General features: G+C 67.9%; 15 protein-coding genes. 10 read left to right on the top strand and 5 right to left on the bottom strand.

Annotated features, from left to right (window positions below; translation table 11 throughout):
* Positions 1–224: 224 nt before the first annotated feature.
* A complete protein-coding gene (locus tag AC1DKD_RS02970; RefSeq protein ID WP_477142910.1) occupies positions 225–968 on the top strand; it encodes a FadR/GntR family transcriptional regulator in 744 nt (247 codons plus the stop codon).
* A 76-nt stretch (positions 969–1044) separates the two neighbouring features.
* Entirely contained in the window at positions 1045–2712 is a 1668-nt protein-coding gene (gene ettA, locus AC1DKD_RS02965) for an energy-dependent translational throttle protein EttA (RefSeq protein ID WP_477142909.1), read from the top strand.
* Positions 2713–2803: 91 nt separating this feature from the next.
* On the opposite strand, the gene AC1DKD_RS02960 is transcribed toward ettA, so the two are convergent.
* Positions 2804–3967, bottom strand: coding sequence for a metallophosphoesterase (locus AC1DKD_RS02960; RefSeq protein ID WP_441628929.1), 1164 nt, complete (start codon positions 3965–3967; stop codon positions 2804–2806).
* A gap of 446 nt (positions 3968–4413) precedes the next feature.
* Between AC1DKD_RS02960 and AC1DKD_RS02955 the strand changes: the two genes are divergently transcribed.
* Genes AC1DKD_RS02955 through AC1DKD_RS02945 form a run of 3 tightly spaced genes read left to right on the top strand, consistent with a single transcriptional unit; the run spans position 4414 to position 10263 of the window.
* A complete protein-coding gene (locus AC1DKD_RS02955) occupies positions 4414–5643 on the top strand; it encodes an efflux RND transporter periplasmic adaptor subunit (RefSeq protein WP_441628931.1) in 1230 nt (409 codons plus the stop codon).
* A gap of 13 nt (positions 5644–5656) precedes the next feature.
* Complete coding sequence (locus AC1DKD_RS02950) at positions 5657–8821, top strand: efflux RND transporter permease subunit (RefSeq protein ID WP_441628933.1); 3165 nt, start codon at positions 5657–5659, stop codon at positions 8819–8821.
* Positions 8818–10263, top strand: coding sequence for an efflux transporter outer membrane subunit (locus AC1DKD_RS02945; RefSeq protein ID WP_441628935.1), 1446 nt, complete (start codon positions 8818–8820; stop codon positions 10261–10263). Before AC1DKD_RS02950 ends, AC1DKD_RS02945 begins: the two co-directional genes overlap by 4 nt.
* Before the next feature lie 38 nt (positions 10264–10301).
* On the opposite strand, the gene AC1DKD_RS02940 is transcribed toward AC1DKD_RS02945, so the two are convergent.
* From AC1DKD_RS02940 to AC1DKD_RS02930, 3 genes are all read right to left on the bottom strand, one after another.
* A complete protein-coding gene (locus tag AC1DKD_RS02940; protein ID WP_441628971.1) occupies positions 10302–11606 on the bottom strand; it encodes an MATE family efflux transporter in 1305 nt (434 codons plus the stop codon).
* A 70-nt stretch (positions 11607–11676) separates the two neighbouring features.
* The gene (locus AC1DKD_RS02935) at positions 11677–12216 is read right to left on the bottom strand and encodes a winged helix-turn-helix transcriptional regulator (RefSeq protein ID WP_441628937.1); all 540 of its coding nucleotides are present in this window, start codon (positions 12214–12216) and stop codon (positions 11677–11679) included.
* 377 nt (positions 12217–12593) lie between these two features.
* Complete coding sequence (locus AC1DKD_RS02930) at positions 12594–13520, bottom strand: LysR family transcriptional regulator (protein WP_441628939.1); 927 nt, start codon at positions 13518–13520, stop codon at positions 12594–12596.
* 170 nt (positions 13521–13690) lie between these two features.
* Between AC1DKD_RS02930 and AC1DKD_RS02925 the strand changes: the two genes are divergently transcribed.
* The 3 genes from AC1DKD_RS02925 (at position 13691) to AC1DKD_RS02915 (ending at position 17163) form a co-directional block, all read left to right on the top strand.
* A complete protein-coding gene (locus AC1DKD_RS02925) occupies positions 13691–14617 on the top strand; it encodes an SDR family oxidoreductase (RefSeq protein WP_441628941.1) in 927 nt (308 codons plus the stop codon).
* Positions 14617–16122: an acyl-CoA synthetase gene (locus AC1DKD_RS02920; RefSeq protein WP_477142908.1), complete on the top strand. Its 1506-nt coding sequence runs from the start codon at positions 14617–14619 to the stop codon at positions 16120–16122. Before AC1DKD_RS02925 ends, AC1DKD_RS02920 begins: the two co-directional genes overlap by 1 nt.
* Before the next feature lie 63 nt (positions 16123–16185).
* A complete protein-coding gene (locus AC1DKD_RS02915) occupies positions 16186–17163 on the top strand; it encodes a Bug family tripartite tricarboxylate transporter substrate binding protein (protein ID WP_441628945.1) in 978 nt (325 codons plus the stop codon).
* Here AC1DKD_RS02915 and AC1DKD_RS02910 read toward each other — a convergent pair.
* Positions 17150–17287 carry a hypothetical protein gene (locus tag AC1DKD_RS02910; RefSeq protein ID WP_441628947.1) on the bottom strand — a complete coding sequence of 46 codons (138 nt, stop codon included), beginning with the start codon at positions 17285–17287 and terminating at the stop codon, positions 17150–17152. The genes AC1DKD_RS02915 and AC1DKD_RS02910 overlap by 14 nt on opposite strands.
* A gap of 29 nt (positions 17288–17316) precedes the next feature.
* On the opposite strand from AC1DKD_RS02910, the gene AC1DKD_RS02905 reads away from it, so the two are divergent.
* Together AC1DKD_RS02905 and AC1DKD_RS02900 are read left to right on the top strand one after the other, a co-directional pair.
* Entirely contained in the window at positions 17317–18780 is a 1464-nt protein-coding gene (locus AC1DKD_RS02905) for a chloride channel protein (protein ID WP_477142907.1), read from the top strand.
* 128 nt (positions 18781–18908) lie between these two features.
* Positions 18909–19229 carry a hypothetical protein gene (locus AC1DKD_RS02900; RefSeq protein WP_441628951.1) on the top strand — a complete coding sequence of 107 codons (321 nt, stop codon included), beginning with the start codon at positions 18909–18911 and terminating at the stop codon, positions 19227–19229.
* Positions 19230–19281 lie beyond the last annotated feature (52 nt).

Below are 19281 nucleotides of genomic sequence, written 5' to 3'. Positions count from 1 at the left end.
ACTGCCGTCTCTACCGCCGCGCGCGGTGCCGTTGCCGATGCTGCAGTGCATTCGCGTTGCGCCTGGACATTGAACAGCGCGCTGCCTAGACTTCAGCGGACTGGACAACTGGTCAAACCAATCTCGCGCCGCGAGCCGGCGGCGCGGGACTGCGAAACACCGCAACCGCCAGCGCACGATTCGCGCACTGGAGATCTGTGCTGGCCACTCGGGGCTGCTTGTCCATGCCTATCCAATCGATCGAGCCACAGCGCCTTTACCGCCAGATCAGCAACCAGTTGCGCGGGTTGATCCTGGCCGGCGAGTTTCCGGTGGGCTCGCGCCTGCCGGCGGAGCGGGATCTGTCGGTGCAGCTCGGCGTGAGCCGGCCGTCGCTGCGCGAGGCATTGATCGCGCTCGAGGTCGAGGGCTATATCGAAGTGCGGATGGGCTCGGGCATCTATGTGTGCGAACCACCTTCGCACGCCGATGCGGGCTTCGACCTGTCCGGCGAGGAGGGACYGCTCGAACTGATCCGCGCCCGCGCGCTGGTGGAAGGCGAGGTTGCCGCGCTGGCGGCAAGAAGCGGGCGCAAGGCCCAGTTCGACGCCATCGAGGAGGCGATCGCGCAGATGGCCGCCGATGCCGCCGCGGGCCTCACGCCGCTCGATGCCGACCGCCTGTTCCACGTGCGCGTGGCCGAGGCCACCGGCAACAGCGTGCTGGTGGGCGTGGTGCGGCGGCTCTTCGACCTGCGCCTGGGCCCGCTGTTCGATCAGTTGGACAGCCACTTCGAAACGCCCGAGGTATGGGCGCGGGCGATCACGGAGCACCGCGCCGTGCTGGCGGCGCTGCGCGGCAAGGATCCCGAGCTGGCGCGCGCGCTGATACAGCGGCACATGGATATCGCCTACCGCCGGCTGACGTCCAGCCTGACCCGCGCGCGCAGGCGCCCGGCCGGCAACTTGCGCGCCGGGAAAGCGTCCTGACGGGCCGCGGCCGGACCGGCTTTGCTACACTTGGCCGATTCCCCCATTTCACCTCCCCCAATTCACTCGGATTCGCATGGCACAGTACGTTTTCACCATGAACCGCGTGGGCAAGATCGTTCCGCCCAAGCGTCACATTCTCAAGGACATCTCGCTGTCCTTCTTCCCGGGCGCCAAGATCGGCGTGCTGGGCCTGAACGGCTCGGGCAAGTCGACCGTGCTGAAGATCATGGCKGGCMTSGACAAGGAGATCGAGGGCGARGCCACGCCCATGCCCAACCTGAACATCGGCTACCTGCCGCAGGAACCGCAGCTCGATCCCGAACAGACGGTGCGCGAATCGGTGGAAGCCGCGCTGGGCGGCGTGTTCGAGGCACGCCAGAAGCTCGATGAGATCTACGCGGCCTATGCGGAACCGGACGCCGACTTCGACGCGCTGGCGGCGGACCAGGCCAAGTACGAAGCGATCCTCGCGGCCAGCGACGGCAACAACGCCGAACTGCAGCTGGAAATCGCAGCCGACGCGCTGCGCCTGCCGCCCTGGGACGCCAAGGTGGGCAACCTGTCMGGCGGCGAGAAGCGSCGCGTGGCGCTGTGCCGCCTGCTGCTGTCSMRSCCCGACATGCTGCTGCTMGACGAACCCACCAACCACCTGGATGCGGAATCGGTGGAGTGGCTGGAGCAGTTCCTCACGCGCTTCCCCGGTACCGTGGTGGCTGTGACCCACGATCGCTACTTCCTGGACAACGCGGCCGAATGGATCCTGGAACTGGACCGCGGCCACGGCATCCCCTGGAAGGGCAATTACAGCTCCTGGCTGGACCAGAAGGAAACCCGCCTGAAACAGGAAGAGTCTAGCGAGTCGGCCCGCCAGAAGGCGCTGCACAAGGAACTGGAATGGGTGCGGCAGAACCCGAAGGGGCGCCAGGCCAAGTCCAAGGCGCGTCTGGCGCGCTTCGACGAACTGAACAGCCAGGAATACCAGAAGCGCAACGAAACCCAGGAAATCTTCATCCCCGCGGGTGAGCGCCTGGGCAACGAGGTGATCGAATTCAACGGTGTGAGCAAGGCCTATGGCGACCGCCTGCTGATCGATGACCTCAGCTTCAAGGTGCCGCCTGGCGCCATCGTCGGCATCATCGGCCCGAACGGCGCCGGCAAGTCGACCTTCTTCCGCATGCTCACCGGCAAGGAAACGCCGGACAGCGGCGAGATCAAGGTGGGCCCGACCGTGAAGATGGCCTACGTGGACCAGAGCCGCGATGCGCTCGACGGCAGCAAGACCGTGTTCGAGGAGATCTCAGGCGGCGCCGACGTGCTGACCGTGGGCCGCTACGAAACGCCGTCGCGTGCCTATATCGGCCGCTTCAACTTCAAGGGCTCGGACCAGCAGAAGCACGTGGGCACGCTCTCGGGCGGCGAGCGCGGGCGTCTGCACCTGGCCAAGACGCTGATCTCCGGCGGCAATGTGCTGCTGCTCGATGAACCGTCCAATGACCTGGACGTGGAAACGCTGCGCGCGCTGGAAGACGCGCTGCTGGAGTTTGCGGGCTGCGTGATGGTGATCTCGCACGATCGCTGGTTCCTGGACCGGATCGCCACCCACATCCTGGCATTCGAAGGCGAGTCGCACGTGGAGTTCTTCCCTGGCAACTACCAGGAATACGAGGCGGACAAGAAGCGCCGCCTGGGTGAAGAGGGCGCCAAGCCGAAGCGTATCCGCTACAAGCCTATCGCGCGATAAGCACGATCATCCTGGCGGCATCCGGTTACGGGCCGCCAACGGACAAGGGCCCCGCTCGCGCGGGGCCCTTTGCTTTTTGCGTGTCCGCGTATTACGCCACATCCGCATTGAGCGGCGGCGCTGGCTTGGGCACCAGCTTCAGCTTCGTAATCTCCGACGGCGCGCCAAAGCGCTTGGGTGGCCCCCAATAGCCGGTGCCCCTGCTCACATACACCCACATTGCCTCATGCCGGTTCAGCCCGGCGGTATAGGGCTGCTGCATCGGCACAAACAGGTTCCACGGCCAGAACTGGCCGCCATGCGTATGTCCGGAAAGCTGCAGGTCGAAGCCAGCGTTGGAAGCGGCGGGCGCGGTGCGCGGCTGGTGCGCCAGCAGGACACGCGCGGCGACGACAGATGGCGCGCCGTCCAGCGCGCGCGCCGGGTCGCTGCGATGGCTTTCGTCGAAGCGGTGGGCGGAATAATCGGTCACGCCGGCCAGCACCAGTGCGTCTTCATCCTGCCCGATCACCACGTGCTCGTTCATCAGCACCTGCAGGCCCAGCCTGCGCAGTTCGATGATCCACGGCTCGGCGCCGGCGTAGTACTCGTGGTTGCCGGTGACGAAGAACGTGCCGTGGCGCGCCTTCAGGTCGCCCAGCGGCGCCGTGTGCGGCGCCAGCTCGCGTACCGTGCCGTCGACCAGGTCGCCGGTGATGGCGATGGCGTCCGGCTGCAACTCGTTGACGCGCGCGACGATGCGTTCCAGATAGGCGCGCTTGATGGTGGGGCCAACATGGATATCGCTGATCTGCACGATGGTGAAATCGTGCAGCGAGTCGGGCAGGCCGGCGATCGGCACTTCCACCTCCACCACCTGCGCCAGCCGCCGCGCATTGAACAGCCCCAGCGCGGTAACCAGCAGCGCCAGCACCGGTACCGCGGCAGCGGTGCGCGACAGCAGCCAGGCCGGGTGCCAGCCAGTGACGGCGCCCGCCAGCAGCACAATGTCGCGCGCCAGCGTCAGCACCAGCAGAGAGGAAAAGAACCCCATCGCCAGCATGCCTACCCAGGTGAGCGCGTCGCACCATGGCTGGTCCAGGCGCCGCGCGAGCAGGCCGGCGGGGATCAGCGGCCAGGACAGCGCCAGCCACGCCACGGCAAGTGCCTTGACGGCGAACGCCACGGGCAGGTCGGGTAACAGGCGCAGGCCGATGTAGCCGTGCAACAGGCCGACCACGATGGCCGCGACGAAAACGGTGGTGCGAGGGGGCATGCCGCCTCCAGGAGAGCGGGCGCACGGAAATTTGTGGCGTCCTGTTTTGTTTTACATCATTCCGGCGCGATGGCGCAGGTGTAACCGCAGGCGAAGAGCCAGTGTTTCGCAGCCTGCGTGCTCGCAGCCGTACCCGCGTGTCTGGCCGGCGGCGCTTTTGCCGCGCGATGCATGACGTGGCTAGTTGAGGCTGCCGGCGGGCACATTCAAGAGGCCGGCACGGTTTTGGGCACAGCGCCTTCCGGCCAACGCAAGATGCGTACCCTGACAAGTATTGAAAGCCGCACCCCACGGGGGGCGGGCGGTTTCACGGTGCTCTCTAAAGTACTTAACACGCCGCAAAAAAGATTGAATTGTGCGCTTTTCGCTCCTGCGCTTAACTTGCCGGGCTAATTGCGTCCGTACGGCAGCCGCCGGCCGGCCAGGCGAATGCGGGAGGGTTGGAAATGAAGCGGACGGGTCGGCGGTGGACGGCATTGCTGCCGGTGGTGGCAGCGTGGGCGCTGGCCGCCTGCGGCAAGCAGGAAGCGCCGCCTGCGGCGCAGCAGGAGGTACCGGTGCAGGTCGTCAAGACCGTGGCGCAGGATCTGCCTGTCACCTTCGAGTTCGTGGGCCAGACCCAGAGCGACCAGGCGGTCGACATCCGCGGCCGGGTGTCCGGCTTCCTGGTGAAGCGGGCCTATGTGGAAGGTGCCATGGTCAAGGCCGGCCAGTTGTTGTTCGAAATCGACCACAAGCCCTTCCAGGCCCAGCTCGACGCAGCCAAGGCGCAACTGGCGCAAGAGCGCGCCCGGCTGGAGGTGGCGCGCGCCAACCTGGCACGGGTCAAGCCGCTGGCGGAGCGCAACGCGCTGTCGGCGAAAGACCTCGACGATGCCACCGGCAACTATCACGCCGCCGCGGCCGGGGTGGAACAGGCCCGCGCACAGGTCGAGGAGCAGCAGCTCAACCTGTCCTACACCTATGTGCGCTCGCCGGTGGATGGCGTGTCCAGTTCCGCCGTGCTGCCGGAGGGCGCCTACGTGAGCACGACCAACAGCCTGCTGACCACGGTGTCCACGCTGACGCCGATGCGCATCAATTTCAGTGTCTCCGAACCCCAGACTCTCGAATTCCGCGCCCAGCAGGCCAGCAAGCAGATGGTGCCGCCTCCCGACCAGCACTACGCGGTCACCGTGGTGCTTGCCGACGGCAGCGAGTTTCCCCGCAAGGGCCGCATTACCTTTGCCGATGCCACTTACAACCAGCAGACCGGYACGTACCTGGTACGCGCGGAGATGCCCAACCCCGAGGGCACACTGCGCCCCGGCCAGTTCGTGCGGGTGCTGGTGAGCGGTGCCACGCGACCCGGTGCCATCGTGGTGCCCCAGCGCGCCGTGGTCCACGGGCCCAAGGGCGACCTGGTCTTCGTGGTGGACAAGGACGGCAAGGCCGCTCCCCGGCCGGTGACCGTGGGTGACCTCTCCGGCTCGATGTGGCGCATCGCCCAGGGCCTGGGGCCCGGCGAGACGGTGGTGGTGGACGGCGCGAGCAAGCTTGCGCCGGGCGCGCCCGTCAAGATCACCGGCGAAGCGCCGCCGGCCGCCGTGGGGGTGGGCAGCGTGCCGGCTTCCGCCCCGTCGGCCCAGTCCGCGCCAGCCGGGGGTGAGGCCAGCCCCGTGGCCAAGTCCTCCTGATACGGAGACCGCCATGCTCTCCGCCTTCTGCGTCCAGCGGCCCATCTTTGCGGCGGTACTGTCGCTAATCATCGTGATCGGCGGCCTGGTCTCGATGTTCGCCCTGCCGATCGCCCAGTACCCCGACATCACCCCGCCGCAGGTCACGGTCAGCGCCACTTATGCCGGCGCGGATTCCGACACCGTGGCACAGACCGTCGCGGCGCCCATCGAGACCCAGGTCAACGGCGCCGACAACATGATCTACATGCAGTCGACGTCGTCACCCACCGGGTCGATGACGCTCAACGTGTATTTCGACATCGGCACCGATCCCGACACCGCGCAGGTGCAGGTGCAGAACCGCGTCAACCTGGCGCTGCCGCAGCTGCCCGACACCGTGCAGAAGACCGGCATCAATGTGCAGAAGCGCTCCTCCAGCTTCCTGCTGCTGATCGGCGTGTATTCGCCCGATGGCAGCTTCGACCAGCAGTACATCAACAACTACGCCAACCTCTATGTGCTCGACGCCATCAAGCGCGTCAACGGCGCCAACCAGGCGCAGATCATGGGTTCGGCCGACCTTGCCATGCGGATCTGGCTCAAGCCTGACCGCATGGCGGCGCTGGGCATCACCGCGCAGGACGTGCAACGCGCGGTGCAGAGCCAGAATGAACAGTTCGGCGCCGGCAGCGTGGGGCAGGCGCCCAACAGCAAGCCGGTGGAACTGACTTTCCCGCTGGTCACGCCGGGGCGCCTGACCACGCCGGAGCAGTTCGAGAACATCATCCTGCGCGCAGACAATACCGGCGCCGCGGTGGTGCGCCTGCGCGACGTGGGCCGCGCCGAGATCGGCCAGCAGCAGTACACGCTGCGCTCTGCGCTCAACGGCAAGCCGGCCACCATCATCGCCGTGTACCAGCAGCCCGGCTCCAACGCGCTGCAGGTGGCCAAGGACGTGCAGAAGGCGCTGGACGAGATGTCCAAGACGTTCCCGAAGGGTGTGAGCTACAAGGTGGCGCTCGACACCACCGAATTCGTGCGCGCATCCATCGACGAGGTGGTGCACACCCTGATCGAGGCGGTGATCCTGGTGGTGCTGGTGGTGTTTATCTTCCTGCAGAACGTGCGCGCCACCATCATCCCGGTGCTGGCCGTGTTCGTCTCGATCCTCGGCACCTTTGCCGGGCTGCTGGCGCTGGGTTTCTCGATCAACCTGCTGACCTTGTTCGCGCTGGTGCTGGCGATCGGCATCGTGGTCGACGACGCCATCGTGGTGGTGGAAAACGTCGAGCGCAATATGGCGGAGTTCCACCTGTCGCCAAAGGACGCCACGCTGCGCGCGATGAAGGAAGTGACCGGCCCGGTGATCGCCATCGTGCTGGTGCTCTCGGCCGTGTTTATCCCGGTGGCCTTCGTCTCGGGCACCACCGGGCAGTTGTACCGGCAGTTCGCGCTGACCATCGTGGTGTCGGTGGTGATCTCGGGCTTCGTCGCGCTGACCTTGTCGCCGGCGCTGGCCGCGCTGATCCTCAAGCCGGGCCATCACGAGCCGTGGCGCGGCTTTGTCTGGTTCAACAAGCGCTTCGACCGGCTGGTGCATCACTATGGCGGCTGGGTGCGCGTGTTCATGCGGCGCTCGGTCGTGGCGATGCTTTGCTTCGGCCTGATGCTGCTGGCGGTGTGGCAGTTGTTCAACCGGATTCCCACCGCCTTCGTGCCATCCGAGGACCAGGGCTATGTGCTGGTGGCRGTGATGATGCCGGATTCCGCCAGCCTGGACCGTACCGAGAAAATCACCTCGCAGGTGGCGGCCATGTTCCGCGAGCACCCCGCGGTGCAGGACGCCTCCGCGCTGTCCGGCTACAGTTTTATCGACAGCCAGTACAAGACCAATGCCGGCACGGTCTTCGTCGCCATGAAGCCGTTCGGCGAGCGCAACAAGCCCGACCTGCTGGTGCCGGGCATGTTGCAGTCGATCACGCCGAAGCTGCGCGCCATTCCCGAAGCCATCATCATCCCGGTCAATCCGCCGTCGATCCCCGGACTGGGCTCGCAGGGCGGCTTCGAGTTCTGGCTGCAAAGCCGCGGCACTGGCACCACCGCGGAGCTGGAGGCGACTACGCGCGCCTTTATCAAGGCCGCCGCCAGCCATCCGGAGCTGGGCCACCTCAACAGCACCATCCAGGCCGCCTCGCGTCAGATGCGGGTGGAAGTGGACAAGGAGAAGGCGGAGACCATGGGTGTGCCCATTGCCGATGTCTATGGCACGCTGCAGACGCAATTCGGCTCGCTCTACATCAGCCAGTTCTCGCAATACAGCCGGGTCTGGCAGGTGATCCTGCAGGCCGAGCCGCAGTACCGCGCCAATCCGAACGACCTGCAGTTCCTCTACGTACGCCAGCAAAGCGGGGCGATGGCGCCGGTGTCCGGCCTGCTCAAGACCACCTACAGCAGCGGCCCCGACCTGCTGTCGCGCTTCAATAACTTCCCGGCGGCCAAGATCACCGGCGATGCTGCGCCTGGCTACAGCTCGGGCCAGGCGCTGGCGGCGATGGAGGCGGTGGCGAAGGAAGCGTTGCCGGTGGGCTACGCCTACGGCTGGAGCGGCGAGGCGTTCGAGGCGAAGAAGTCGGGCAACACCACCACCATCGTGTTTGTGTTCGGCATCGTGATGGTGTTCCTGATCCTGGCCGCGCAGTACGAGTCGTGGTCGTTGCCGCTCTCAATCCTGAGTGCGGTGCCGTTTGGCCTGTTCGGCGCGCTGCTCGCCATCCTGATGCGTGGCTTGTCCAATGACGTGTATTTCCAGATCGGCATGGTCACGCTGATCGGGCTGGCGGCGAAGAACGCCATCCTGATCGTGGAGTTCGCGGTGATGAAGCAGAAGGAGGGCATGTCGCACGCCGACGCCGCGGTGGAGGCGGCCAAGCTGCGGCTGCGGCCAATCGTGATGACGTCGCTGGCCTTTATCCTGGGCGCGGTGCCGCTGTTTATCGCCAGCGGTGCGGGCTCCAACGCCCGGCACTCGATCGGCACCGGCATCATCGGCGGCATGATTGCCGCGACCACGCTGGCGCTGGTGTTCGTGCCGCTGTTCTCCTACCTGATCGGCACGGCCGCCGACAAATGGGCCAGCCGCAAAGGCGCGCCGGCCCCGGCTGTGCAGTCCGAAGCCGCGGCGGGAGAGGCATCGTGAGCGCGCGCCGCCTGCTCCTGGCCGCATGCGCGATGGCGCTGGGCGCCTGCGCGCTCGGGCCGGACTATCGCCGTCCGGACGTCGCGCAGCCGCCGCAGTACCGCCTCGATACCGGCGCGCTGACCGTGGCCGCGGACAGCGCCTGGTGGGACAGCTTCGGCGATCCGGTGTTGAACGCACTGGTCGACGCCGCGCTGCGCAACAACTACGACGTACGCATCGCCGCCGCGCGCATCGACGCGTTCCGCGGGCAGTTGCTGGTGGCGCGCTCCGGCCTGTTCCCGCAAGTCGGGCTGTCGGCATCGGCCACGCGCCAGCGCGCCGGCACCTTCAACGGCACGCCGTTCGCATCGCTGGAGCGGCCAGGCAACAGCTACCAGCTGCTGGCCAACGCAAGCTGGGAAATCGACCTGTGGGGCCGTATCCGCCGCCAGGCGGAAGCCGCCGAAGCCGACCTGTGGAACGCGGAATATGCGCGGCGTGGCGTGGTGCTGGCGCTGGCCGCCTCGGTGGTGCAGGGCTATGCCAGCCTGCGCGGGCTTGACGCGCAGCTGGATGTTGCCCGCCAGACCCTGGACTCCCGCAGCCGCGCGCTGGATATCTTCCGCATGCGCTACGCGGGCGGCGTGGTCTCGCAGCTTGAGCTGGCGCAGGCCGAGAACGACTACTACGCCACCGAGGCATCGATCCCGCCGCTGCGCGCGTCCATTGCACAGACGGAGAACGCGCTGTCGGTGCTGCTCGGGCGCGAGGCCGGGCCGATCGAGCGCGGCAAGTCCATCGCGCAATTGCAGGTGCCGCCGGTTGGCGCCGACCTGCCGGCAGCCCTGCTGGCGCGCCGCCCGGACGTGCTGCAGGCCGAGCAGAATGCGGTGGCGGCCAACGCGCTGCTGGGTGCTGCCGAAGCGCTCTACCTGCCGGCCGTGAACTTGTCGGGCCTGTTTGGCGCAATCGCGGCCTCGCCGGGCGCGCTGTGGCACAGCGCCTCGCAGGTGTGGGGCATGTCTGCCGGGCTGACGCAGCCCATCTTCCAGGGCGGCGCCATCCGCGGCCAGGTGCAGACTGCCGGCGCACAGCGCGAGCAGGCCATGCTGGCCTACCAGAGCAGTGTGCTGGCGGCGCTGGCCGATGTGAACACCGCGCTGGCCAACGGGCTGGAAACGCGCAACCGGCTGGGCAGCCTGCAGAATCAGGAGCGCAGCCTGACGGTGTACGCCGACCAGGCCGGCGCGCGCTACGAGAGTGGCTACTCCAGCTATCTCGAAGTCACCAACGCGCAGGAGAAGCTGTTCGACACCCAGCTTGCTGCGATCCAGGGCCAGGTCGACGTGCTCAATGGCGCGGCGGCCTTGTACAAGTCGCTGGGCGGCGGATGGCCGGCGGTGCCGGCCGAGGTCAGGGACGCCGGGATGGGCGGCGACGCGCGTGTGGTGCAGCGCTGAGGCGATGCGCGCGATTCGCGCAATTCGCCTAGCTAGCCCTAGCGTGCGGACCAGTTGGCATCGCGCACGCCCAGCGCGGTCACCACGCCGTAGGCGCTGATGCCCAGCGCCACGCCCAGGAAGTGCCCGTCCAGACCCATGCCGGCCATGTTAGCCAGCACCCAGCCGCCACCGGCGGCCAGGGCGATGCGGGCCACGCCGGCCCCCATCGGCCAGCCCATGCGGCCCGCGCCCATCGAGGCAAAGTACAGTGCCATGCCCAGGCCGAAGCCACCAAAGGCCGGGGCGACCCAGGACAGCGCGCGTGCGGCGATGCCGGCGACTTCGGCGTCCTTGGTGAAGAGCCCGGCAAAGGCCTCCGGCGCCAGGCCCACCGCCGCACCCACCGCCCCGGCTACCGCCAGCGCCAGCAACGCGCCGGCCCAGGCGGTACGGCGCGCGGTCACCCAGTCGCCGGCGCCCACGGCGCCGCCCACCAGCGCGGTCAGGGCCGAGCCCACGCCGAAAGCCAGTGGAATCATCAGGAATTCGAGCCGCGCGGAGATGCCGTAGGCAGCCACGGCGGCCGTACCGTAATGACGCAATTCCGCCGTCACCAGGATGGTGGTCAGGTTAGCCACCGATGCCAGGGCGCAGGCCACCAGCCCTACCGACAGGATGCGCACGAACAGCGCGCGCGATGGACGTATCCGCAGCATTGGCACAAAGCCGGCGCCGCCGCGCAGCACTACCCAGGCCATGGCCAGCGCCGCCACCCACGACACTGCCGCGAGTGCGGCGCCGATGCCGGCCAGCCCCATGCCGGCCGGCTCGGCCAGCGCCCAGGCCAGGATAGGGAAGGCGATCCACATCAGCGACAGCACGCGCGCCGCCAGTGCATGGCGGCCACCGCCGCGCAGCACGGAAGCCAGCGTGTTGGCCAGCCACGCTGGCACCGCGCCGGCGCCGAACAGCCAGATCGCATAGGTGGCGGCCGCGTCGGCAGCCGTTTGCCCGGCCACCGCGCCCAGGATGCCGCGGGGGAAGCCCGCCATCGCCACGGCGAACACCAGCCCCGCCGTGATGGCGATGATGAGCGCATGCAACACCAGGGAGGAAGCCTCCTCGCGCTTGCCCGCGCCGAGCGCGCGGGCGATGGCGGATACCACGCCGCCGCCCATGGCGCCGGTTGACATCTGTTGCAGCAGCAGGGCGAAGGGCAGCACGACTGCCCAGCCCGCCAGTGCCGCCGTGCCCTGGCGCGCCGCCAGCCAGGTTTCGATCAGTTGTGCGCCCGCCTGCAGGAACGCGATCAGGCTGGTGGGTGCGGCCAGTACGAGAATGCGGCGCAAGAGTTCGCGCATCAACGGTTGCGTGGGGGCGGTAGTAGTCACGGACGCCAGCGTGGCTGCCGCCAGCGGATTGGCTTGGGGTTCATTCATGGCTGGACTCCGTTTCATCCGTCGTTTCGCGCTTGGCCGGTACGGCTGGATCGCCTTCGCGGGCAAGGCGCCGCCGCAGGGCGCCGCTGGCGGCCGGGCCGGGCACTACGCGCAGGTCGTCCAGCGTCAGCGGGCTGCCGTCCGCGCGTGCCAGTGCCGGCGCGGCAATCGCGGCGCCGGTGCGCTTGTCCTGCAGCACGGTGTGCGGGCCGGACGCATCGTTCATCCAGCGGTCGGCCCAGGCCTTCAGGGCGACAAAGGCGGGAAAGAAGTCGCGGCTCTTCTCGGTGAGGTGGTAGACGTGCCGCGCGCTGTCGGGGGCAGGCAGGCGTTCCAGCATGCCGTGCTCGACCAGGCTTTTCAGGCGCGCGCTGAGGATGTTGGGTGCAATGCCCAGGTGGCGCTGGAATTCGTCGAAGCGGGTGCTGCCGTAGAACGCTTCGCGTAGCAGGAGGATGGCCCAGCGCTCGCCTAGCACCGACATCGAGCGGGCGATGGGGCATGGCATGCTGGCAAAGTCGGTGTGGCCCATGGTCCTCTCCATCTGACTAGCGGTTGGCCCTCGGCGTTTACTTTCGATTTGCAAGCCAGGGCGTTCCGCGCATCTTAACTTGCAATTTGAAAGTTTGCTTGGGTGTGGGGGATAACTCTGTGCGATGTTCGGAGCGGTTTGTCTTTAGGGGCTGGTGGATGGCTACAACTGCTTGCCTGCAAAATCAAAGTCAAAGGCTTAAAGTCAAAGGCGGTTTCACCCCCTGCGGGGGGCGACCTACTTTTTTGTCTTGCCAAAAAAGTAGGCAAAAAAGGCGCCCCATACGGCCTGGTACACCTTGACGGCTCGCTTCACATCGCTTGGGGGGCTCGCTTTGCATCGCGGGGCGCCGGGGCCACACGAAAAGACCAGGGGGATCAGCAAAGTGTCTGGCGCATCGCATCGCTGAATACATCCAGGGCCGGAATCCGCGCGCGCAGGAAATCGATCAGCGCGCGCGTGGCCATCGATGGATGCAGGTTGGGCGTGGTGATGATGTAGAGCCGGCTGCCCAGGCCCTCCGGCTTCCAGTCGGTCAGCACAGGCACCAGCCGGCCCTCGCGCACATCGTCCCAGCCGGCATAGACCGGCAGCAGGCCCACGCCATGGCCGTCGCGCACCGCGCGCATCAGAAAGGGGAAATGTTCGGACTGCAGGTGCGGGATCAGTTCCACCTGCTCGCGCTGCTCGCCGCGGTCGAGCGTGAGGACGAAGCGCCGCGCGGGGTAGGGCGGGCACAGGAACTGACACCACGCCAGGTCGGCCGGGGCGTGTAGCGGCCCGTTGCGCGCCAGGTAGGCGGGCGACGCGCAGAGCTGCCAGTCGATCGCGCAGATGTCGCGCGCCACATGGTCCAGCGGCGGCTGCGAGGTGACCTTGAGCGCCACGTCGATCTCGGCGGCGATCAGGTCCACCACGCGGTTGGCAAAGAATACGCGCAGGGAGATGCCTGGATGCTGGCCGGTGAACTCCAGCAGCAGCGGGGCCAGGAAGGTGTCGCCCAGACCGGTCGGCACGCTCAGGCGCACGTGGCCGCGCAGGGTGGTGCCCAGGCTGTCGATCTCCGCCTGGGCCGAGGCCACTTCCTGCAGGATGCGCAGGCCGTGCTGGTACAGCGAGCGCCCAGGCTCGGTCAACTCCAGCCGGCGCGTGGTACGGCGCAGCAACTGCGCGCCGGCCTGGTGTTCCAGTTCGCGCAGCTGGCGGCTGACCTGCGAGCGCGTGACGCCGCGCCGCCGTCCCGCTTCGGACAAGTTGCCGGCCTCGACGATGTCGACGAAGGCCTGGATGAGGTTGAGGTCCATCCGGGATTCCCAGGAGTATTGTCGCGTATGGCGCAACATTGTGAGTCGCCGCAGGGGAATTGTCGATGCCGGGCGTCAGGACTACAGTGTCCGTTCCCTGCCGGATTGCCGGGAGCGGGGCCAGGCGGGCGCAACGACGCCAACGACGCGAACAACAAGCAGGAGACACCATGTTCAAGAACGATCTTTTCGCTGGCCAGCGTGTGCTGATCACCGGCGGCGGTACCGGGCTGGGTCTGATCATGGCCGAGCGCCTGGCCGGGCTGGGCGCGGAGCTTCACCTGTGCGGGCGCCGGCTGCCGGTGCTGGACGAGGCCGCCGGGTCGTTGCGGCAGCAGCACGGCGTCAAGGTCGTGACCCACGCGGTGGACATCCGCGATGCCGCCGCCGTCGACGCCATGATCGAGACCATCTGGACCCAACACGGCCCGCTCGACTGCCTGGTCAACAACGCCGCCGGCAACTTCATCAGCCGCACCGAGGACCTCTCGCCCAATGGCTTTCACGCCATCTCCGACATCGTCTTCCGCGGCACCTTCTACATGACGCAAGCGGTGGGCAAGCGCTGGATCCGCGACGGCCATCCCGGTTCGGTGCTCTCCATCGTGGTGACCTGGGTCTGGACCGGCTCGCCCTTCGTGGTGCCGTCGGCCATGTCCAAGGCCGGCGTGGACGCCATGACCAAGTCGCTGGCCGTGGAGTGGGGCCGCCACGGCATCCGCTGCAACGCCATCGCGCCGGGCGTGATCCCCACCGAAGGCGCGGGCTCGCGACTGCGCCCGCAGGATTCGCAGCAAGACCAGCTGAGCGGCCAGAACCCCACCGGTCGCATCGGCCAGCCGCAGGACATCGGCAACCTCGCCGCCTTCCTGCTGGCCCGCGACAACTCGTGGATCAACGGACAGACCATTGCGCTGGATGGCGGAGACTGGCTCGCCAACGGCGCTTACTTCAAGCAATACCTGGGCTGGGGCGATGCCGAATGGCAGGCCGCGCGCGAACGCATCTCCGCCAGGAACGCCGCCGACCGCGCCGCGCGCACGGTGAATGCACCCACGCCTTCCCCGACACCCGACCAATCTGGAGACAACGAATAATGGCCGCCGACCTCTGGTTCGAAGATACCCGCCTTGYCGCCGCCGACCTGCTTGAGCGGGGCACGCGCCTGGCTGGCGGCTTGCGCGCGCTTGGGCTCAACGAAGGCGACGTGGTCGCGGTGCTGCTGCGCAACGATCCGGTCTTTGCCGATATCGTCCACGCCTGTCGTACGGCCGGCGTCTATTACTGCCCCATCAACTGGCACTTCACCGTCGAGGAAATCCGCTTCCTGATGGCCGACAGTGGCGCCAGGGCGCTGATCGTCCATGCCGATCTGCTGGACGGCGTGCGCGCGGCGGTGCCCGAGGGCGTGCAGGTACTGGCGGTCGCGGTGCCGGGCAAGGACAGCGCGGCAGGCGCCACCGACTATGAAAGCTGGCTCGATGCGCAGGCGCCGTACGCCGGCCCGCGCGTGGCGCCGCGCGGCCACATGGCCTACACCTCCGGCACCACCGGCCGCCCCAAGGGCGTGCTGCGCGCCGCGGTGCCGCTGGCCACGCTGGAAACGCAACTCGCGCGCATGCGCTCGGTGGTGGCGCAGACCATGGGCATCGTGGAAGGCACCCGCGCGCTGATGGCCGCGCCGCTGTACCACAGCGCGCCGGGCGTATTCATCCAGAATGCGCTGCAGCTCGGCGAGCGCCTGGTGCTGTGCGCGCGCTTCGATCCGGAGCAGGTGCTGGCGCTGGTGGAGAAGCACCGCATCGACGTGCTCTACCTGGTGCCCATCATGTATGTGCGCATGCTCAAGGTGCCGCCGGAGGTGCGTGCGCGCTACGACCTCTCCTCGCTGCGCTTCGTCGCGTCGACCGGCGCGCCGTGCGCGCCCGAGGTCAAGCGCGCCATGATCGACTGGTTCGGTCCGGTCATCCATGAAACGTACGCGTCGAGCGAGGCCGGCATGATCACCGTGGCCACGCCGGTCGACGCGATGGCCAAGCCCGGCACCGCCGGCCGTCCGGTCGACGATGGCGAAGTGCGCATCCTCGACGAGCAGGGCAAGGCCTGCGCGCCCGGCGAGATCGGGCTGGTCTATGTGCGGCAGCCGGCTTACCCCGATTTCACCTACCGCAACAATGACGAAGCCCGCCGCGCCATCGACCGCGGTGGCCTGGTGAGCCTGGGCGACATGGGTTATCTCGACGCCGATGGCTATCTGTTCATCTGCGACCGCGCCTCCGACATGGTGATTTCCGGCGGCGTGAACATCTACCCGGCCGAGATCGAGCACGAACTGGTGCGCTACCCCGGCGTGGCCGATTGCGTGGTGTTCGGCGTGCCCGACGACGAGTATGGCGAACGCCTGCTGGCCATGGTGCAGCCGGTGCAGGGCGCCATGCTGGAGGAGGGCGCGATCATCGAATGGCTGCGCCAGCGCCTCTCAGGCTTCAAGGTGCCGCGCACCATCGTGGTGGAAGCGCAACTGCCGCGCGACGATACCGGCAAGCTGGCCAAGCGCCGCCTGCGCGACAAATACTGGGAAGGGCGCGCGCGGCGGGTTTGAGCGCGGCGCAGCCCGGACATACCGGCAAGACCGAGAACATCAGAAGAACCAAGGAGACTAGCCATGCAAAGCTGGAAAACCGGATGGCGCGCCTGCGCCGGCGTCGCCATCCTGGCCTGTGCGCAACTGGCCGTGGCCGCCTATCCCGACCGTCCCATCAAGCTGGTGGTGCCCTATACGCCGGGCGGCTCTACCGACCAGTTCGGGCGCGGGCTGGCTGACGGCATGAGCCGCGAGCTGAAACAGACGGTGGTGGTGGAGAACCGTCCCGGCGCCGCCACCATGATCGGCACGCAGAGCGTGGCGCGCGCGCCGGCAGATGGCTACACCATGGTGCTGGCCACCAATGGCAGCATGGTGCTGAACCCGATGCTCTACAAGAAGATCGCCTACGATCCGCCGCGCGATTTCAAGATCTTCAGCATCGGCGCCGAGGTGCCGCTGGTGGTGGTGACCAACAACCAGGTGCCGGCCACCAATATCCGCGAGTTCGCGGCGTATGCCAAGGCCAGCGGCGGCAAGCTCAACTACGCCTCGGTCGGGCTCGGCAACGCGCTGCAGCTGGCCACCGAAATGCTCAAGACCGAACTCGGCATCTCGGTCACTCACGTTCCATACAACGGCAGCGCGCCGGCGCTGTCGGCGCTGCTCGCCAATGACGTGCAGCTGATGGTGGACGTGGTCAGTACCTCGCTGCCGCACATCAAGGGCGGCAAGTTGCGCGCGCTGGCGGTGACCGGCCGCACCCGGCTGGAGGTGCTGCCCAATGTACCGACCGTGGCGGAGAGCGGCTATCCCAACTTCCAGGCCGCCACCTGGTTCGGCCTCGCCGTGCCGGCACAGACCCCGCCCGAGGCCGTGGCAAAGCTGCAGGCCGCGGCCGCGCATGTGCTCAAGGACCCGCAGTTCCGCGCCACCTTCAGCGCACTGGGGCTGGTGATCCAGCAACCGCGCACCCAGGCCGAGATCGATCGCTATATCGAAGCGGACCGCGCGCATTGGGGCAAGGTCATCCGCGCCAACAACATCAGCCTGGACTGAGCGCAGGCGCGCCAGGCGAGCGGCGGCAGCCGTGGCGCAGCGCCATGGCGCGCGCCGGCCGGCTGGCGGCGATCGGCGTATAGTTCTGTCGCGCCGTGATGCATTCGGCCTTCGGGCCAGTCACGGCGTTCTCTTGCCCACGCCCGCCGCGCCATGAACGACTCAGAGCCTGATCCGCACCAAGAGCCCCTTGCCGGTCCCCTGCGCGATCCCAGCGCCGAAACCGATCGCCTGCACGCCCTGCGCCGCCGCGCCCGCCTTGCCGCCRGCCGCAAATCGCGCCAGATGTGGCGCATCTCCCGAACCACCCTGCGCTACGCCGTCTTCATGTGCGGCGCTGGTTGCGTGGCGCTGTTCTCGCTGATATTCGCGTGGATTGCCGAAGTGGCGCTGCGCTGGAATTACCAGCTGACCGCCGGTACGCCGTGGCTGACCTTCGTGCTGCTGCCATTCGGRCTGGCCGCGCTGCGCTGGCTCACCATCCGGCTGGCGCCGCAGGCGCGCGGCAGCGGTATTCCGCAAGTGATCGCGGCGGTCAACCTGCCGCCCTCCGGGCCGGCGCAGACCGTGCTGGTGTCGTTCCGCCAGTCGATGTGGAAAGTGCTGCTGACGACGGGCGGCTTGCTGGCGGGCGCGTCGATCGGGCGGGAGGGCCCCTCGGTGCAGGTGGGCGCCGCCGCCATGCTGGCCTGGGGCCGCTGGTGCCAAGAGCGCCTGCAGTTCCGCATCGGCTTCCACCCCAATGCACTGATCGCCGCCGGCGCCGCCGGCGGCCTGGCCGCGGCCTTCAATACGCCGCTGGCCGGCGTGGTATTCGCCATTGAGGAACTTGGCCGCGGCACCGCCGTGCGCTGGGACCGGCTGGTGCTCTCGGGCGTGCTGACCGCCGGCTTCCTGTCGCTGGCGATCCTGGGCAACAACCCGTATTTCATCGTCAAGACGCCGATCCTTGCGCTGCACGACGCCTGGGGCCCGGTACTGCTGTGCGCGCTGGTCAATGGGGTGCTCGGCGGCCTGTTCGCCAAACTGCTGATCGGCGGCGTGCCGGCGCTGCTGCCGGCACGGCTGCGCGGCTGGCCGGTGGAGCATCCGGTGCTGGTGGCATTCCTGTGCGGCCTGGTGGCGGCGGTGATTGGCTGGTCCACCGGCGGCGCGACCTTCGGTACCGGCTACGAGCAGGCCGCCGGGCTGATCAACGGCGAGCCGCACAGCACGCTGTGGTTCGGCATCGCCAAGCTGGTGGCCACCGTGGTGTCGTATTTCGCGGGCATTCCCGGCGGCATCTTTACGCCCTCGCTGGCGATCGGCTCCGGCATCGGCGCTAATGTGGCGCAGTGGGTCGGCCACATCTTCGGCGGCATGACCGAGCCCCGCGTGCTGGCGTTGGTGTCGATGGCGGCCTTCCTGGCCGCCGCCACCCAGGCACCCATCACGGCCAGCGTGATCGTGATGGAGATGACGCGCTCGCAGGATCTCACGCTCTTCCTGCTGGCCGCTTCGCTGCTGGCTTCCTTCCTCGCGCGCCAGTTCTGCCCGCATCCGTTCTACCACCATGTCGCGCATACCTTCCGCCGCGAAGCGCTGAGCGTCACGCGAAAAGTGGCGCCGGCCACATAAGCCGGGCGAAGCCACGGTTTTGCGGCGCCGCTTTGCCTTAACATGAGCGGCGCGCAGGCCAGGTGCCCGGCTCTGTGTACCGGCGGCACATCAGGACCCGCGCCGGCACGATGAACCGGGGAGCACAGATGGCCACGCAACGACCGCCGGACAGCACCGGCGCCCAACGTCCGCCGAGCGCGCGGCGCCGCCAGCAAGGCGCGCCGGGCGTGCCGCCGCAGAAACCGCCGGGCAAGGAAAGCACCGCCCTGCGCGATCTCGGCCCGGATACGGTGTGGCATACGCGCGGCTTGCACGGCCATACCCGGCGGCGTTCACCGCTGCCGCCATCGGCGCGCTCGCCGCAGCGGCAACTGCCGCCCAGCCGGGTGCCGCGGCTGCTGTTGTGGGGGTTGCTGTTAGTCTTGCTGGCAGTGCTGGCCAACGCCGTGCTGAATATGTCGCATTAACCCCCGGCGGAGTGCCTGCCTTGCCACCTTGTGGGTCCGGCAGGAACCACGC

The organism is Cupriavidus sp. 05T313 (assembly GCF_056396665.1).
This window is presented reverse-complemented; position numbering and strand designations above follow the sequence as displayed.

What these genes read in the sequence shown, in the direction of transcription:
- AC1DKD_RS02960 (WP_441628929.1), bottom strand. Translation starts at nt 3,967, where the DNA reads ATGCCCCCTCGCACCACCGTTTTCGTCGCGGCCATCGTGGTCGGCCTG.
- AC1DKD_RS02940 (WP_441628971.1), bottom strand. Translation starts at nt 11,606, where the DNA reads ATGCGCGAACTCTTGCGCCGCATTCTCGTACTGGCCGCACCCACCAGC.
- AC1DKD_RS02935 (WP_441628937.1), bottom strand. Translation starts at nt 12,216, where the DNA reads ATGGGCCACACCGACTTTGCCAGCATGCCATGCCCCATCGCCCGCTCG.
- AC1DKD_RS02930 (WP_441628939.1), bottom strand. Translation starts at nt 13,520, where the DNA reads ATGGACCTCAACCTCATCCAGGCCTTCGTCGACATCGTCGAGGCCGGC.
- AC1DKD_RS02925 (WP_441628941.1), top strand. Translation starts at nt 13,691, where the DNA reads ATGTTCAAGAACGATCTTTTCGCTGGCCAGCGTGTGCTGATCACCGGC.
- AC1DKD_RS02915 (WP_441628945.1), top strand. Translation starts at nt 16,186, where the DNA reads ATGCAAAGCTGGAAAACCGGATGGCGCGCCTGCGCCGGCGTCGCCATC.
- AC1DKD_RS02900 (WP_441628951.1), top strand. Translation starts at nt 18,909, where the DNA reads ATGGCCACGCAACGACCGCCGGACAGCACCGGCGCCCAACGTCCGCCG.